The sequence below is a fragment of the Cribrihabitans neustonicus genome, from assembly GCF_048820895.1.
Classification (GTDB): Bacteria; Pseudomonadota; Alphaproteobacteria; order Rhodobacterales; family Rhodobacteraceae; genus Cribrihabitans_A; species Cribrihabitans_A neustonicus.
The window spans coordinates 265,332-280,334 of record NZ_JBMERQ010000001.1 but is presented as its reverse complement, the minus strand read 5'-3'; the positions used below and the strand labels follow the sequence as shown (position 1 = coordinate 280,334).

General features: G+C 64.4%; 14 protein-coding genes and 2 tRNA genes. 4 read left to right on the top strand and 12 right to left on the bottom strand.

Going from position 1 to position 15,003, the window contains the following annotated elements; genetic code table 11:
* Nucleotide 1 precedes the first annotated feature (1 nt).
* From dusA to ACOHWE_RS01345, 3 genes are all read right to left on the bottom strand, one after another.
* Nucleotides 2–1,021 carry a tRNA dihydrouridine(20/20a) synthase DusA gene (gene dusA / locus ACOHWE_RS01355; RefSeq protein WP_420663586.1) on the bottom strand — a complete coding sequence of 340 codons (1,020 nt, stop codon included), beginning with the start codon at nt 1,019–1,021 and terminating at the stop codon, nt 2–4.
* 746 nt (nt 1,022–1,767) lie between these two features.
* The gene (locus ACOHWE_RS01350) at nt 1,768–2,505 is read right to left on the bottom strand and encodes a hypothetical protein (RefSeq protein ID WP_420663585.1); all 738 of its coding nucleotides are present in this window, start codon (nt 2,503–2,505) and stop codon (nt 1,768–1,770) included.
* 423 nt (nt 2,506–2,928) lie between these two features.
* Nucleotides 2,929–4,248, bottom strand: coding sequence for an ATP-binding protein (locus tag ACOHWE_RS01345; RefSeq protein ID WP_420663583.1), 1,320 nt, complete (start codon nt 4,246–4,248; stop codon nt 2,929–2,931).
* A gap of 102 nt (nt 4,249–4,350) precedes the next feature.
* Between ACOHWE_RS01345 and ACOHWE_RS01340 the strand changes: the two genes are divergently transcribed.
* Together ACOHWE_RS01340 and ACOHWE_RS01335 are read left to right on the top strand one after the other, a co-directional pair.
* The gene (locus ACOHWE_RS01340; protein WP_420663582.1) at nt 4,351–5,268 is read left to right on the top strand and encodes an MBL fold metallo-hydrolase; all 918 of its coding nucleotides are present in this window, start codon (nt 4,351–4,353) and stop codon (nt 5,266–5,268) included.
* A 255-nt stretch (nt 5,269–5,523) separates the two neighbouring features.
* A tRNA-Asn gene (locus tag ACOHWE_RS01335) sits at nt 5,524–5,598 on the top strand.
* A 281-nt stretch (nt 5,599–5,879) separates the two neighbouring features.
* Here ACOHWE_RS01335 and ACOHWE_RS01330 read toward each other — a convergent pair.
* The 9 genes from ACOHWE_RS01330 to ACOHWE_RS01290 form a co-directional block, all read right to left on the bottom strand.
* Nucleotides 5,880–6,329 (bottom strand): hypothetical protein, encoded by a 450-nt coding sequence (locus ACOHWE_RS01330; protein ID WP_420663581.1) that lies wholly within the window; start codon nt 6,327–6,329, stop codon nt 5,880–5,882.
* 82 nt (nt 6,330–6,411) lie between these two features.
* Complete coding sequence (locus ACOHWE_RS01325) at nt 6,412–6,549, bottom strand: hypothetical protein (RefSeq protein WP_420663580.1); 138 nt, start codon at nt 6,547–6,549, stop codon at nt 6,412–6,414.
* A gap of 193 nt (nt 6,550–6,742) precedes the next feature.
* A complete protein-coding gene (locus ACOHWE_RS01320; RefSeq protein WP_420663579.1) occupies nt 6,743–7,027 on the bottom strand; it encodes a hypothetical protein in 285 nt (94 codons plus the stop codon).
* Nucleotides 7,020–7,667 (bottom strand): hypothetical protein, encoded by a 648-nt coding sequence (locus ACOHWE_RS01315; RefSeq protein ID WP_420663578.1) that lies wholly within the window; start codon nt 7,665–7,667, stop codon nt 7,020–7,022. Before ACOHWE_RS01315 ends, ACOHWE_RS01320 begins: the two co-directional genes overlap by 8 nt.
* Before the next feature lie 590 nt (nt 7,668–8,257).
* Nucleotides 8,258–10,669, bottom strand: coding sequence for a bifunctional DNA primase/polymerase (locus ACOHWE_RS01310; RefSeq protein WP_420663577.1), 2,412 nt, complete (start codon nt 10,667–10,669; stop codon nt 8,258–8,260).
* Between the two features lie 3 nt (nt 10,670–10,672).
* The gene (locus ACOHWE_RS01305; RefSeq protein ID WP_420663576.1) at nt 10,673–10,912 is read right to left on the bottom strand and encodes a hypothetical protein; all 240 of its coding nucleotides are present in this window, start codon (nt 10,910–10,912) and stop codon (nt 10,673–10,675) included.
* A gap of 145 nt (nt 10,913–11,057) precedes the next feature.
* A complete protein-coding gene (locus ACOHWE_RS01300; protein WP_420663575.1) occupies nt 11,058–11,438 on the bottom strand; it encodes a hypothetical protein in 381 nt (126 codons plus the stop codon).
* On the bottom strand, nt 11,435–11,635 hold the full coding sequence (locus tag ACOHWE_RS01295) for a helix-turn-helix domain-containing protein (RefSeq protein WP_420663574.1): 201 nt from the start codon (nt 11,633–11,635) through the stop codon (nt 11,435–11,437). The genes ACOHWE_RS01300 and ACOHWE_RS01295 overlap by 4 nt, the downstream gene beginning before the upstream one ends.
* Nucleotides 11,636–11,832: 197 nt before the next feature.
* Nucleotides 11,833–12,957 carry an integrase arm-type DNA-binding domain-containing protein gene (locus ACOHWE_RS01290; RefSeq protein ID WP_420663573.1) on the bottom strand — a complete coding sequence of 375 codons (1,125 nt, stop codon included), beginning with the start codon at nt 12,955–12,957 and terminating at the stop codon, nt 11,833–11,835.
* Between the two features lie 585 nt (nt 12,958–13,542).
* On the opposite strand from ACOHWE_RS01290, the gene ACOHWE_RS01285 reads away from it, so the two are divergent.
* Both ACOHWE_RS01285 and ACOHWE_RS01280 read left to right on the top strand, forming a co-directional pair.
* A tRNA-Asn gene (locus tag ACOHWE_RS01285) sits at nt 13,543–13,617 on the top strand.
* 125 nt (nt 13,618–13,742) lie between these two features.
* Complete coding sequence (locus ACOHWE_RS01280) at nt 13,743–14,663, top strand: hypothetical protein (RefSeq protein ID WP_420663572.1); 921 nt, start codon at nt 13,743–13,745, stop codon at nt 14,661–14,663.
* Nucleotides 14,664–15,003 lie beyond the last annotated feature (340 nt).

The following is a 15,003-nucleotide window of genomic DNA, read 5'->3' as shown; positions in this document are numbered from 1 at the left end:
TTCACATGGCCTGCTGCCGGGCCGCGCGGTCTTCGGATTGGGGTGCGGCCTGCGCGGTCACCTGCGCAAGCGCCTCCTCCACCAGTTCGGGGCCGGCACCTTTTCGGCAGGCGCCCTCAGACAGCATCCGCCGCCACTGCCGCGCGCCTGGCCGGCCAGCAAAGAGCCCCAGCATGTGGCGGGTAACCTGGGCAAGCTTGGTGCCCTCGGAAAGCCGCGCCTCGATATAGGGCAGCATCGCGCGCACCGCCTCCGCCGGGTCGCTTTCGCTGCCGGTGCCGTAGATCTCGGGGTCGGCGGCGCAGAGGATATCGGCCGGCTGGTGATACGCGGCGCGGCCGATCATCACCCCGTCGAGCCCGCGCGCGAGGTGGTCCCTGGCTTCCGCGAGCGTGGCGATGCCGCCGTTGATCGAGATGTGCAGACCGGGAAAGGCTGCCTTCATCCGGTGCACCAGATCGTAGTCGAGCGGCGGGATGTCGCGGTTTTCCTTGGGGCTCAGTCCCTGCAGCCAGGCTTTGCGGGCGTGGATGGTGACGCGTTTGCAGCCCGCGGCGCGGATCTGCTCGAGAAAGCGCGGCAGCACCTCCTCCGGCTCCTGATCGTCGACGCCGATGCGGCATTTCACGGTGACCTCGACATCGCAGGCCGCCCGCATCGCGGCGACGCAGTCAGCCACCAGCTCCGGCGTCTGCATCAGCACGGCGCCAAAAGCGCCTGACTGCACCCGGTCGCTGGGGCAGCCGCAGTTGAGGTTGATCTCGTCATAGCCGGCCTCCGCCCCGAGCCGCGCCGCCTGCGCAAGCTCCGCGGGGTCCGAGCCGCCCAGCTGCAACGCCACCGGGTGCTCCTCGGCGTTGAAATCCAGCAAATGCAGCGCCCCGCCCCGCACCAGCGCCGGCGCGGTCACCATCTCGGTGTAGAGCAGCGCCTCACGGCTCAGCAGCCGATGCAGGTAGCGGCAGTGACGGTCGGTCCAATCCATCATCGGCGCCACGCTTAGGCGTGCATATCTCCACATTTCCTCACGCGATTTTGTCACTTGGGGCACCTCAAACTAGTCCGCCCAGTCAAATATCATGCCAAGCAGACATTGAAGAGGCACGAAATGCAGTGCCGCCAACAGGCATTGATACAAAATAAGCCGCCACAGCAGCAGTGACTGCCCGGTTCTCGGGTTTTCCCGCTGCGGTGCACCCTGTCTTGAAGCATCAAGCGCACCGGGCCGCGCGCTGTCCAGCGCGGGCAGTGCGCCGGGGGGCTGGAAGCGGGACCGGAGAACCTGCGCCGGAGCAGGATCGGGTAACCGGCGGTATCCGGATTCGCCGGTGCGCCCGCGCAGGCTCGGCTTGCTCCTGTCCGCCGGTGAAACCGGGCCCGGAAGGCACCGCCGGGTCCCGTGCCGCGGCGGCGATGCTTGCAATCGCAGCGGCAGGCCGGGATCGGGCCTTGGACAAGGCGGAACCCGGCAGCGCTGCCCGGCGATCGCTGCCGTACACGCAAGGTTGTATAACTGCAGACAAAAGCGTTCGAAGAGCGCGCCTGACTCCGGCATGATCTGATGCGCCGAGAATGCAGCTGCCAGGAGCATCGGGACGCGGCCCGGGCCTGTTTTCTCCTGACGCCAGAAGGACACAGGATCGCTTCCCCGCCCGTCTCGGTAATCCGCGCGCGGAATTCCCAGGACGCCGCGGCGCAGCTTTCGGAAAATTCCCCGCCCAATACCCGGGGGCGGGGAATTCGCAGTTTAAACTGATATGATTAGTCCTATCCGGTTCTGGCAGCACCATGGCCAGGCTGGCCGGGCTGACCCGGGGCGCTTGTAATCCGCCAGAGAAACTCATGCGCGAAGCAGACTGTTGCCAGGGACAGGATAAGCTCGCGTATTTCTATAGCCCGGAAGAAGTACACGAATTGCAATTCCGCCTCGAACTTGGCCGGGATCAGCTTGAAGTAGATGCCGTACATATAGGCACCGACAAATAAAATGCTGCACGCGAGCGAGGGAACGGGAATACCGATCTTACCTATTATGGGTAGGTACCTATCCAGAATTGGCAGAACCAATCCGACCGTCAGCATCAGCATGGATACATAGGCGCCGGTGCCTCCGAACGAGTCGAAGAAAGACAGGTTGTGAATGTTGAATTCATTCTGCTTGTTGGCGCGGTCAATTGCTTCCGGGGTGGCAAAGTCGAATATCCGCTGACCCCAGCTGATCTCCTCGCCCGCGAAGACGACGAGCAAGACGCCCCAAGCCGCCAGACAAAAGACCAGCAGGGGCCCTTTGCGTCTCGGGCTGGTATGCGCTTTGTACGCGCACCAAAAAAACACCAACCCTGAAAACAAGAACAACAGTGCCGTCAGGTTTTCAACGAATCCGTCTTCGGCAGTCAGTGCGATGAGGGTATGCGGAAACGCCTCCGCGGCGGCAATTAGAAGTACCAAGAGAACCATGCTGGCGAAAGGCGCAGCTTTTAACAACCTACTAACCATTTTTCCCATCCCTGATCGAATGCTATTGCAAGGCGAACGGCAGCGGCATGCAACTGAGGCATCTAAAAGCCACCAGTTGCCCGTTTCGGACTTTCGTTCAAAGGAATGCCGCGCTGGACGCGTGCACATTAGCCGGCATGTAATGATTTTTCAATAAAGAGAGTCTGCATTCGGCCGCCCGCGCACAACCGCAGGGATCACCGCGGCGACGCACTGCCGGGGCGCCGCCGCCGGAAGGTGGCGCAAGAGCAGCGCCGGCCAAACCAGGGGACGCCCGCCGGGACCGCAGCCCGGCCCGCCACGCCGGAAGGCGGCCGGGAGGGTACGGAGCGCGGGCAGACCGGCTGCCCGGCTTCCCGGCGGCACCGGCGCGAAGGCCAAAGGTTTGGCCCCTGCTGCCTGCCGGGCGCCTCTGATACAGGCGGGCGGGCGTCAGCGCGCAACCACGATATCAGCCTGCAGCCCGCCGAGCGCCTTGCTCTCCCCCAGCCGAAGGGTGCCGCCATGCACCCGGGCGGTGTCCGCCACAATCGCCAGCCCCAGGCCGACGCCGGAGCCGAGGTTCTGGTTGCGGGCGGGGTCGAGCCGGGTAAAGGGGCGCAGGGCTTCGCCGCGCCGGCCTTCAGGGATGCCGGGACCGTCGTCCTCCACCCGGATGCGCATCGACCGCTCCGTGAGCGTGACCGAGACCCGCGCCCGCGTACCGTAGCGCACCGCATTGGAGATGAGGTTCTCCAGCGCCCGGCGCATCGGCTGGCGGCGCAGCATCACCTCGCCGCTGCCGCTCATCTCTCCCAGCATCACGTCCTTGCCCTGGCGGCGCCAGCCCTCGACCACCATGGCGGCCAGCGCCTGGGGGTCGACCGGCTCCACCTCGCTGACCGCGGCGCCGCGGGAGAAATCGAGGAAGGCATCCAGAAGCGCCTGCATCTCGTCCACGTCGCGGAGCATCGGGGCGGCCTCCTCCTCGTCCAGCAGTGCGAGTTCGAGCTTCAGCCGTGTGAGCGGCGTGCGCAGGTCGTGGCTCACGCCCGAAAGCATCAGGGTGCGCTGCTCGATCTGGCGTTCGATACGCGCGCGCATGTCGAGAAAGGCACTGCCCGCGGCCCGTACCTCGGTCGCACCGCTTGGCGAATAGGGCACCACCCGGCCGCGCCCGAAGGCCTGTGCCGCATCGGCGAGCCGCTTGATCGGGCGCAGCTGGTTGCGCAGGTAGAGGTAGGCGATCAGCATCATCAGAAAGCCGAAGGCCAGCATGGTGACGATGAGCTGATGCGGCGCCGCGGCGGTGAGGCGGCGGCGGTCAAAGCTCAGCTCAAGCGGCCCATGCGCGGTGGCGAGGTAGATTTGCACCGTGCGGTCGCCGGGGAAGCGCGCTGCGAGAAAACTGGGCAGGGTTTTCTCCAGTTCGGCGCGGACCACCCGGCCTGAGAATTCGATCCAGGTAAAGTGGTCCTCCGGACTGGGCACCGCGTGGCCGAGGAACCGCGCGCGCATGTTCAAAGGCCCGAGCAACGGCGCCATCCGCTGCATCGCCTCAGTCTGGCTGCGGCCGCCTTCGGCGGCGATCTGCAGGAGCCGCAGCTCGCGCTGGACCGTGGTGGTCATCTGCACTGTGATGTCCTCCAGGTCGCGCTTGATGAAAACAACGGAGACGACGATCTGCAGCGCCAGAATCGGCACCGCGAGGATCAGGGCCGCGCGGGCATAGAGGCTGCGCGGCACATAGCGTTTGAGCCATTGGAAGAACATGCGGTAAACCTAGCGGGCGCAACAGGAAGAGGGAAGACGGCCCGGCCCGCGCGGGGCCCGGCAGCGGCGGTTTTTCCCGGCAAGCGGAGACAGGACGGCACAATGCAGGCACCAGATGATTTCAACCCCCTCCCCGGCCAGGCCGAAGAGCTTGAGCCGGGGCTGCGGCGGATTCTTGCGCCGAACCCCTCGCCGATGACCTACCGCGGCACCAACACCTATGTGCTGGGCACCAGGGATCTGGCCGTGATCGACCCGGGGCCGGCATCGGAGGCACATCTGGAAGCGATTCTCGCGGCGGTGGGACCGGGCCAGACGGTGAGCCATGTCATCGTTACCCACAGCCACCTCGACCATTCGCCGCTGGCGCGGCCGCTGGCGGCGGCAACCGGGGCGCCGGTCCTCGCTTTTGGCGGGCCGGAGGCGGGCCGAAGCGCAGTGATGCAGCAGCTCGCCGCGGGCGGGCTTGCGGGCGGCGGCGAGGGCATCGACCACGGCTTTCACCCGGATGAGACGGTGGAGCACGGCAGCGTGATTGCGGGCAGCGGCTGGGAGCTGGAAGTGCTGCACACGCCGGGCCACCTCGGCAACCATATCGCGCTGGCCTGGAATGGCGCCTGTTTCACCGCAGATCACGTGATGGGCTGGGCCAGTTCGCTGGTCTCTCCGCCCGATGGCGATCTCACCGACTTCATGGCCTCCTGCCGGGCGCTGCGGCAGCGGGAGTGGCGCCGCTTTTATCCCGGCCACGGCGCCCCGGTGGAGAACCCGGCTGCGCGGCTCGACTGGCTGATCGCGCACCGCGAGGGCCGCGAGGCAGCGATTCTCGCGCGCCTCGCGCATGGCCCCGCCACCGCCCGCGCACTGGCAGAGGAGATCTACGTGGGCACCCCCGCCGCCCTCCTCGGGGCAGCCGAGCGCAACGTCTTTGCGCATCTCCTCGACCTCACCGGCCGGGGCCGCGTAGCGCCCGAAGGAGCGCTGACGGCATCGGCGGTCTTTGCCCTGAAGGAGACCTGAGGGGCGTGCGAGCGCCGTGCGGCATGACCTGGGCGGAGGGAAGCCCTAGCCGCCCGCATTGCATTAAATGGCCCTAAGCCGCACGGGGCTGCGGCACAATGCAGTGGTTTTTGCGGCTGTTGCGTGTTCCGCGTGTTCCGACGCCCGCTGCTCCGCGCCCTGCACGCGCCGCCAGACCTGCGGGCGGTTTTTCCAAAAAAACCTGCTGCCCCCTCTGGACGCTCCCGGCGGGGGGCGCTATATGGCACGCACCGTTCCGGCGTAGCTCAGCGGTAGAGCAGTTGACTGTTAATCAATTGGTCGTAGGTTCGATCCCTACCGCCGGAGCCAAAGATTTCAAGGACTTAGCGATTATCCGCTAAGTCCTTTTTCTTTCTGAGCACAGAATAAGTACAGCGAAAACTACACAGATTTTCTTGAGGCAATCCATTGGGTTACGTTGCGTCGACCGTCCTCCGAATACAGAAGGTGGCATCCCGTTCCCAAGTGCTCTGGGGAACCTTGTAACTTGCCCGCAAGAAGATGCCTCCACAAAGTGAGATGCGGCTGAGAAGCAGCCAATCTTGGGTGCCGGACGAACCTGGGACGGTCAGTAGGAAGTCTCTATCAAATTATTCCGGCGCCAATATGGATCGAATTGCGCGACCACGTTTCACCCGCGCGCTCCGATCATTGGTAGACTGCAGCGTTGCCGTGAAGTATTCGCCGACAATGCCTTCAGGCGTAGCCTCCGCGTTTCTAACAGCGTCCACCTCAACAAAAAAGTCGCTCAATCGGCTGCCCACAGCATCGAAATCCAGTTGCTGACCTTCCCTGTTTATAGCCCTGTCAAGTTCAATAAACAGAGTGTAGAAATCAGCCTTTTTCCAAGCACGACTACCTCTGTCAAAGCCCATTTGGTTCATCGCATCAAACACCGCTCTGTAGCGTTCTTCCAAACCTCCGGCTTCTTCAAACTCCTCGTTGTACCTCTCGAGGTACTCTTCAACTTCATCATCGCGATGGAAGTAGTCGCTCATCATGGTGGCGGTTAGGGATGCCACGAAGGAAACGTCCTTCATTCGTCGGATATCAAGCGCACTGAATACTCTGTGGCTGATAAAGAATTCGTCTTGAGCTAGACGCTCACAGAATTTCTTAAACTCACCGAGATAGGCAGCGCTTCCTTTCCATGAGGTTGAAACGTTCCTCTTGTTGTAGCTCCACCTCGGCGAACTTGCGTTCCATCTCGGCGAGCTGTTGCTTCTCGCGCGTGATGATCCTGGTCGGCGTCTGGTCCATCGTCGGTCTCCTCGTGAGGGTTTACGACGCATGATGCCGCGCGGGCTGCTCCGCGTAAGCCAGTGAGGGCGCGCGCCTGACTGACGATCAGGGGGACCGGAGGCGACAGACCCAGCCGGATCAGGGGCTTAGGGCAGTTCGACCAGGACGAGCACAGCGCCGGGCACAGGGCCCGGCCGCTTCGGGGGCCCTGTCAGTCCTCGTAGAACGGGGAGGCACCCACCCACTCCAGCAGGTCGGCCCTCACGTCGTCCTCGATGTCGATACGCGTTCGGATGGACGCCAAGGCTGTATCTCTGGCCTCCTCGTTTTCCCAGGGCACCGGCTCACGCCGCTCCCGCATCTCGGTCAGGACGCCCTCCTCGCCGAACAGGTAGCCGAGGGTGACGCGCATCGTGAGGTGCGAGCCGTCCGAGAATGGCTTCGTGAGCACGCCGCCCGGCGACACCAGGGTGACGTGTGGATAGGGGTCAGGCATCGTCGTCTCCGTCGGGCTCGTGTGTCGTCCCCTGGATCACCTCGGCGTCCTCGACGCCCGGACGTGCCCCCGATGCGTCGGGGTCGCCCAGGGGTCTCCGTATGGACCCGGTGGTGCCGCCGACGAGCTTAGGCTTCCGGGTCGGAAGCTCGTTGTGCACGTTGGTCTGGTTGTTGATCTGGACGTTGGTCTGGGCCGGGCCGTCAACGGAGCTCATGCGCAGGGCCAGGAGCTTGGTCAGCACACGCGGGTCCACATGGCTGGTCTCGAAGCGGTGGACCAACTCGAAGTCGTCGTCCAGCTCGGGCCTGCCGGTCTTCGGGTCGATCACCGGCACCCACCTGCCCGTGCCCATCTCCAGGGCCGTCTGGACCACGCGCTGGGTGAGCTCCTCCTCGAAGGCGGTCACCGCGTCGTCCCACGCCTCCGCGAAGTCGGGGTTCTTGGCCCGCCGGTCGTAGAAGGTGCGCCGGGTCAGGCCGGTCATGTTGGCAGCATAGGTGACGTGCCCGAACTGGCGAAGGTAGCCGAGGAACTCATCCCCCTTCTCGCCGTACACCTGGGCCACGACCGGGGCGAGTTGGCTCGGCATATGAGGGTCGGGCGCGGGCCTGATCCTGTTCATCCGCATGATGCTCACGCTGGTAACTCCTGTTCGACCTGATGGAGCTCCTCGCATCACGTTATCTAGGGGGCCGAGGGGGCCACCGTGCGAGCCGTCTGCGGTGCTCGTGGCTGTGCTTGGAGGGGCGTTGCCCGGGCAAGCCCCTGACGCGATTGCCCTTCCTTTCGCGAGGCCCCCTGATCCAGGATCGGAGGGGCGCACTTCGGTGGGCAGGCTGCCGGGCGTCGAGGTTTTCCGGGCGGCTCGCTCCTCACTGTTCGAGGTCAGGATGCCACGTCCCGTCGGCGACGTACGCCAGCGAATTCACGTGTGAGCGAGCCTACCTCTCACTGGCGTGAGGCGTCCCCTCCGCCGATTTCGGTGACGGCCCCCTGCTTTCCCCGTCTTCCAGGGTGGGACCGTGCCGCCTTCAAGCTTGAAAGCGCCTGCCCACGGACAAACGGACAAGGGCGGACGCGCTTTTGGCATTATACGCGAAACTTAATTCAGTATCCTTTTGTTAGTGTGTCTATTTATTATACCCTATGAGTCCGGCAGGCTGTCCGCCCTTGTCCGTTTGTCCGTGGGGTCGTCTAGTGCGGCATGTTCGATATGGTCGAACAGGCTCAACCGTCCTTTGCCGCCTTCTCCCCCGCTCGCCATTCCGCCCTCGCGGCGTCAATGATCTTCGCCATGACCGCCGGTCTCTCGCGCTTGACACGCAGAGCGTCCCACTCTCCCCGCCGGGCGATTACGACCCGGTCCTTCTCGTTGCCGCCTGAACCCCTCTTATTGAAGCGCCTCTGCGTGACCGAACCGCCGGCCTCGTCCACGATGAACTTGAGGTTGGACGGGAAGCCGTCGCAGGTGGCCTCCAGATGGTCCATCACGTCGGACAGGCCGATCAGGTCGGCCGGCCAAGCCTCGAACAGCGCCTTGAGCTCACGATGCTCGTCGGTCTCCAGGAATTCGACCACCGACCGCTTGGCGTCCGTCATCGGCGCCGGCAGGCCTGGGTTGAAGGCGGACAGGTCACGCTCCCTCAGGAACTTCGCCACCGACGCCACGAACCGTGGGTCCCTGCGCGTCTCGTACAGGTCCCGGTAGTAGGAGGGCTCCCGAACGCTCTCGGGGTTGTAGGCCACGCGGATGCGCCGGTCCCGGTCGTCGATGGGCAGGGCGTCCATGAAGTTGGAGAACATCAGGAACCGGCAGCAGTTGTACTGCACCGACTTCAGGCCGAACTTCGGATTGATCTCTCGGTGCTCCTCGGTGATGACCTTCTGCAGCTTGTTCGCCTTGCGGTGCCGGTCGGCCCCGGCGCCCTCCCTGGTCTCGTCGACGACGAGCAGAAGCTTCTCGGATAGCCGCTCGTTGAAGCTGCTGCCCAGGACGTCACCGAGGTCGACACCGAGCGCCGCGTGGCCGGCCAGGACACGCGCCAGGACCGAGGCCACCCAGTTCCGACCGACGCCGCGCTTCGAGGTAATCATCAGCCACGCCGTGTGGGGCAGTACCCCCGGTTGCTGGACGATGTGGGCGATCCAGTCGAGGAAGTCGTCGGCGTCGTCGCCGTCCGGCAGGAGCCACTTGACGTGGTCCACGAACTTCGCCGCCCGGTCCCTCCAGTCGTCGGGTGCATCCTTAAAGGACAGATCGCTCCAGGTGTTCACGGCCTCGCCGCGGCCCTCCGGCGGCGCGCAGATCGCCGGGCGGCCCGGCGCCCAGGTCATCACGTCCACGGTCTTGCGGTCTCCGTTCCGGTCGCCGACCCAAACGTTGACCACCCGCATTTCCTTCGGCTGCGGCGGGCGCCCGCGCTTCGGCCCGTCCCCGTCGTCCTTGGGTTTCTCGGGCTCCACGGTCATGCGGCTGCCGGCGAAGTGGGTGGCGGCAAGTTCTACCGTGCGCCATGCTCGGCCGCTCCTCAGGTCCACGACACCGCCTGCGAGGCTGACGTACACCAGGTCGCGCTTCGCTCCCTTCAGGTCAATGCGGCGCACGCTCAGCCTTTCGCGCACGCTGGTTTCACCGATCTTGCGGTCCTCCTTGCGCTCCCGCTGGGCCAGCGCCGAAAGGGTCTCCTCGTCCAGATCGTCGAAGTCGTCGGATGCGGGCGGGCGCGGGATGGCCTCCTCGGCCCCGGTGTCGCGCAGCAGCTTGTGCAGCGTGCGGTAGGTGACGCGGGCTCCCTTGTTGTCGGCGTGGAGGCTGTCCCAGCGCAGACCGACAATCGTGCCTTGGTCGGCGTACTCGGGGTCGCGGGTGCACCACTCGATGAACTCCTGGCGACCGTCGCCTGCGGTGGCGTGGTGGCAGGCCTGCATGAGCGTCAGCCAGTCGGCGTGGTCCTGGAAGTCCTCGGGATCCAGGGCTTCGAGCATCTCGGTCAGCTCCTCCTGGTCGTGCTCTCCGCCACCGGTCGGTGCCGCCCCCTGAGGCCTTCGGACCAGTTCGAGCAGGCTGTCGGGCACCGGATCGGCGCCGAACGCGTCGAGCACGGGCCTGTCGGGGTCCCAGAGGTATGGCCTCCGCGTGTCGGGGTGGATCGAACCGGGTGCCACTACCTGGCGACCGAAAGACTTGAACTCGATGCCGGGGAACTTGTCCTCGCCCAGGCTGTCCCTTGTGGACACGCCCTCTGGCTTGGTCATGTAGACGTGCAGTCCGCCGCTGCCCGTGATGACGGTCGGGTAGAGGTCGGGGTCGATGCCGGTCCACAGGACGAGCTCGACGTAAGGGCTGCCCGGTGTATAGAGGCCCTCGCCTTCCGGGAAGTTCCGCGGGTCCACGTCCAAGATCAGGTCGGTCGCCGTGAGCCTGACGCCAACGTTTTCGCCGGTCTCCATATGCGTGACCTGGTCAACGGAACGGTAGGAGCGCTTGGTCCAGTTGCCGTGGATTGGGCTCTTACCGCGCTTGCGCCGCATGCCCTTGTGCTCGTCCTCGTAGGCGAAGTTGTGCAGCGGGATCAGTTGGTAGCCCGCCTCGATCAGCGGGCCCAGCTCCGCCGGTTGTGTCGTCGGTTGTCCGGTCATGGCTCAGCCCCGCTTGCCAGCGAGGTACGCCCGGACGGCCTCGCGGGTGTAGAACACCTCGCGGCCTACCTTCACGAACTCGGGGCCCGCGTCGGGCGATTGGCCGGTGTTGCGGCGGGAGCGATAGACGGCCAGAACCGTCTCCGGATGGCCGGTCATCTCGCTCGCCTGCTTCGGCGTCAGGAGGTCGGCGAACGAGGGTATGGAGGGGGCCGTCGGCGCGACATATTCAGGATCAGTCAAAGGGTCTTCCTTTCCAAGAGGGTGGATCACGGAGCCGGCCGCGGGAGGCGGTCCTTGCGGCCGGCTTGCTCTCAACGAACACTGTCGCGACGGTCTGTCGTCGTAAGCCTGCGTGGGCACAGGTGGGCTCCAACGTTGGCGGGCCTCAGACGCCCCGGTCCATGTAGGGCTCGCCGTCCTTCGCCCTTTGGCGGTTTGGGCGCGCGGCGCGTCTCTTGGCCATGCCCACCAGGTACGGGTCGTCCCAGAAGATCGGGTCCTTGGAGAGTGCCAGCACAGTCTCGGGCGTGTCGAAGAACACGCTGCCATCCCCGTTGACGGCCCTCGGGAAGCGGTCGGCGTAGACGGCCACAGCGGCCAGCGTACACGGATCGGACTGTTCCCAGAGCAGTCGGCTTTTCAGCAGACTGACCAGCAGCTCCACGAAGTGGTGTCCCTCGTTTTTTTCCATGATGAACAGCGTCAGGGTCATCACGTAGTCGACCTGCGCCCAGTCCTGCGCGTCGGCGGGTGATGGTACGCTCATGCCGCCCCCTCCATCATGAAGGCGTCGAGGTCGTCGCGGTGGTATCGCACCATCCGGCCCACGGCACGGTAGCGGGGTCCGTTGCCCTTGCTGCGCCAGTTGGCGAGGGTCCCGCTCGAGACGCTGAGGTATGCGGCGGCTTGATCGGTGGTCAGCCAGGGGCTGGTGAAGGTCTGCAGTTCTGCCTGGGCGTCCATGGCACATCTCCTCATTCGGACGCAGTGCGTCCGTTAGGGGGGTGTGCCGTTAACTTTGCGTCATATAGGGCGCGCTCGCCGGCGGCAGCGTTGGAACCGACAGGGCCTGTGACCCGATGCACGGGCGTTTTTCTGATTTCAGATTATCGAATGTGGACCAAAATGGTTACCAGCGTCTTACCCGTGCGCACCATCGTTCACGCAACGCCCTCCCTCCCGATCACCAGGTCCTCCAGCGCCTGAGCGTGCGGACGCAGTGCCTCGATTAAGTGCGTCTGGTGGACGTAGCCGCCACTGGCACCGGGGAGCCTCTGGCCCAAAAGGAGCGCACCCTCGGCGTAGGGGACGCCCGCCGCGATCATCATGGTGCGGCAGTGGTGGCGAAGGGCGTGGGGAGACGGGACGCCGCCCCGCTTCGGCTCGGCCACGTGACCGGAGGCGGCGCCCGGCGAGGGCCAGAGCCAGGGTGAGTTCAGCGGCCCGTCCTCCTCCATCCGTGCGGCCAGCGTCGCGGTGAGCCAGCGCCCGGTTGGGAACGACCACGACCCGCCCGTCTTCATGTGGGTGAGGGTCAACACGCCCCGTTCGGCGTCGAAGTCGGCGCGCCTTACGCCCAGCAACGAGGTCCGCCTCGCCCCGGTCAGCAGGAACGCCCGCTGTAGGTCACGCATGAGCGGTGACATGGCCCCGGTCGTGGACCAGAAGCCCGCCACGTCCAACTCGCCGACCTCCCGCTTCGGCGTGGCGGGCACGCGGATGGCGTCCACCGGGTTGGCCCCTATCGTCTCGTCGTGCCTCCGAGCGGTGTTCACGAGCGCTCGGACGGTGCGCATCACCGACGCACCCGTGGTCTTGCCGTGGCGCCTCGTGAGCTGCTCCATGAGCTCCCGGCAGTCCTGGCGCGTGATGTCAGCCACCGCGCGGCGCCGAAGACGCCCGAGGTAGTTGTCCATGTGATATCGGTAGTTCCGCTCCGTGGCGGCGGAGAGGTCCCGCTCGCTCAGGTGCTCCTTCAACGCCTGCTCCAACGTGATGCCGGTGGACTCTGGACCAGCGGTGGGGTCGATGCCCGACTGGATCGTCGCCATGAGCCTGCGGGCCTCGTTCCTGGCCTCGGCCAGTCGCACCAGGTCCACGCGGCCGATCTTGACGCGAACTGAGCGGACCAGGCGCTTGTCCCTGCGGACGTCGCCCTGCACGGCGAACGTCTTGGTGGTCTTGTGGGAGATGCACATGAGGCCCTTGACTTCGGTGTCGCGGTGGATGCCCGAGCCGAGCGGGAGGTCCCTGAGGCGGGCCTCGGTGAATTTGAAGATGGCCATGGAAAGTACAGTCCCGAGTACAGTGTTTGCTGTTGATCCAGATGAACCTGGATGGTGCTACCGGGAAAAAGTTGTCATGTTTTCAAGGCACCGTACGCCCCGAATTGACCAGAATGAGCCATGATTTGCTCGCAACTTCATACTGTTAATCAATTGGTCGTAGGTTCGATCCCTACCGCCGGAGCCAATCCCCTCCCCCCCGAAATTTGAGATGCCTGCCCACGGGCAGGCGGCAGGGTCTGGCTGCATTTCTGCCGTCCGCCGGCTTGGACAGCGCCGGCTTCGGGCCCTGTGGCGGGTGCTGCCATCAGACCCCCGGCCGCGGCGCGGGGGACCGGGCTACCGGGGGACCGGCGGCGGAGCCTGGTTTGCTCCGCTGGAACAAAGGATATGCCGCCCCCGGCGGCGGACCGGCTGTGCTGCGGCCAAGCTGCGCGCGCCCTTGCCCGGGCGGTAGCTGTGCACGCAATTACACCAGCCTAAACAATCGCTTGCGTCTGTTCCGGCCCGTGGGAAAAAAATTGCCGGAAGACGCAAATTTCCTATGGACGCCAGCCGCCGCTCCCCCTATACACCCCCTCGTGTTCCGGCGTAGCTCAGCGGTAGAGCAGTTGACTGTTAATCAATTGGTCGTAGGTTCGATCCCTACCGCCGGAGCCAAAATCACCACTTAAGGCCTTGAGAATAGAGGCATGGACTGGATGCGGCAGATACGGCCCCATACAGCACTGTGGAATTGGTTATCTTCTGACGGTTAAATTCAGTAAGTCTGGAATCTGACTTCCATGACGACCGGGTTTACTCCGGCTGTTCCTCAGGACATGAAACCGTTACCCGGCGCAAAAACAACAGCCTCCCGTCTTCCGATAGCACTTTCGGCCGCTGCCTTTGTTGGCTGGGGCGCGGTAGACGCGCCCAGTTTGGCCGCATCCCCAATTGAACCTGCCAAAGGGGATGCCTCCGCCGAACCGGTTGCCTACCATTGGCAGCAAGGCGTTTGGTTCGCCTTTCCGACCGGATATCGCAACCCTTACCTCGGCAAGGAAGTGACCAGGATCATACAAGACCGCTCACGCGTGGCGGAGGGCATGAAGCGCGCTCAGAACCGGACTGGTTTTGCAGGGGATGGCCGGTACGACAGAAACCTGGTGAGCGATACGGAAGCAGTGGGCGGATTTGCCTTCAAGTTGGATACTTTGGAGCCGGTGGGCCGGAACCTGTTCTTTGATGCCGATATTACAGGTGATCCGGAAAACCCGGGTGACTCAGACGTTGTCAAATTCAAACTAGTGTGGGCAGGAGGCGATGCTCCCAAGGCGCCTCCGGACGTCACCAGAAGGTTTGACCGGTATCAGGCCAGCCGCGGTAAGCCCCCAAGCCTGCGGCAAGGGCATCTTACATGGCTCTCGCTGAACGGCCTGCCGCCCGCCGGATATCAGCCGTTGCCCCCCGGCCATTCCAGCGTGGATTACAAAATTTACGAACAAGCCGACGGCCTGACAGCCATTTTCCGATGCAATGTAATGGATGAGACCCTGAACCGGCGAGGTATACAGCCAATCTGTGACGGTGAGGTAAGTGATGCGGACACTGGCACCATCCTTTACCTCACATTTCCTGAGCATCTCATCTGGTCCGAGCTGAGCTGGCTGTTGCCATCAGCAAAGGCTCTTTCGCTCGTGAACTCCTGGCGCCTGGAAGAATAGCTCTTGCCCCTCTCTCCTGAAAAATCCGCAATTTGACGCTAGCCTGTTCTCCGGATGGGAAGACAGACTATGTGGACGAGCCGGTCCAGCGAAGAGCAGATCATTGGCAAGCCGGCTTCCCTGAATGCGGGGATGCAACTCGAGGCGGCAATGTAATTTCCGAAGTTCGTAGCTCCAAATGACTACGGCCACGCAACTTGCTGAAATCCGGTTTGGCGGGTATTTCTGGTGTGCGGTTAAAGTTGTGGATGTTGCATGGTGCTGACGCGTGGATTGCACTGAACCGGCCTGGATACGCGCCAGGCCGGATTCCCAGAGGCCCGCGCTTTGAAACCGGGAC